The following is a 1,451-nucleotide window of genomic DNA, read 5'->3' as shown; positions in this document are numbered from 1 at the left end:
TAAAGCTATCCGTTGCTCAGCGGCTTGTATAACTGCTTAATGTGCTGGCTAACGGAAATTGCGTAGGTGCTTACCAGCCGTTTTCACCGTTTGCATCACCCATATTCTCATCAGCAAAGTTGTAAGCAGCTTGGAGAATATCGCGTGAAGCAATCAGGCTTGCACGATAGTTATTGATCGTGGTTGTATCGGCAGTAGAAAGTACAGGTGCATCACCTAGGTTGGTGTTGATTGTTTCAATGTCTGTGATACTGATTAGTGCATTCGGGTTAAATTGAAGGCCCATAACAAAACCTTTCAACTCTGACCAATGTTTCGCGTGATTGCGGAAACTGTAATCATTCGTACCGAAATCGTTCATGTCTTGAAGCGTGTCGTTGATATAGTGAACAGCTGTTGCCGCGTACACTTTTTCCCAGTTGTTAACGATGATGTCGCGTTGCGCTTCCAGTTCGACTAGGTCAACATCAGCACCACTTTCAGTAATCAAGCTGCGACCTGTTACGAAGGCATCAAAGATAGCTGTAGTGAAATTAGTTTTAGCATCATCCGAGCTACCAAAATCGCGTTTTGCGGCATTAACTGCTGCTGCGAAGTTGATTTCTGAACGCAGGTCAATTTCACCGTCGCCATTTGTGTCGAAGTAACCTTCACCACGTGGGTTGCCCTCTGCAGAGCTGTGGTTGCGGATCTCAGCGTCGGTGTATAGGTCGTAGTCACGTGCTGCGCCGAAGTAGCCGAATGCTTCGTCCCAAGCATGTTCTAGCCCTGAGTAAGGCTTAGGAACACCGCTTTTCACGGTTTGCTCTGCACTTGCGTTGATACCTTTGCCATTACCAAGATCATCGCTTAAATAGTCACCCGTACCTTGAGAGTACGCTACTGACATGAGCAAGAACTTGTTGGTAAGTTGTTGCAGGTCAACACCTGTAACTGTCAAATAAGGAGGTAGTGCGTCACCCGCATCTACAGGGTTGAGGCGTACGCTTGGATCAACAGCATTTGCTGCAACGATACCGAATAGGTATTGAACAAACTCGTCTGGTGTTGGGTTTGCGTCCAGACCTGTTGCCCAGCCGCGCAGAGTAGTGTGGCGTAGGCTGTTGTCTTCACCAGCAATTTTTTCTTTCAGGTCTTTTCCAGTGGAAATGTCGCCGTAGGTTGGGCCTGGGCTAAGCGTTTCTGCGCCTTTGGTCAAAAGGTAATTGGTGTTATCAATATCACCGCCAGAATTAGCGTCATATAGAGCATTTAATTCATCCAGCACATCGCTAGCTACTGTGGCCGTAGCGAAATCGCCAGCGATTAGACTTTTCAAATCTGAAATTAATACTTGGCGCGCTGTTTGACCAGAATAGGAAATACTACTTTCGCCTGCTTCAAACTGGCTTTCAAAAGAATAGGCAGGTTGAGCGGAAGAACCGCCTCCATCGCTGCTACTGCAGCCAGCA

The 1,451-nt window shown here is 47.2% G+C and carries 1 protein-coding gene; it reads right to left on the bottom strand.

Translation table 11 applies throughout. The features are described 5' to 3' along the window. Nucleotides 1–70: 70 nt before the first annotated feature. The coding region (locus A3738_RS28100) for a DUF4856 domain-containing protein (RefSeq protein WP_068764011.1) at nucleotides 71–1,451 on the bottom strand (1,381 nt) is incomplete at its 5' end.

The organism is Oleiphilus sp. HI0066, from assembly GCF_001635725.1.
Note: the sequence above shows the minus strand (reverse complement) of the source record. Positions and strands in the feature narration are given on the sequence as shown.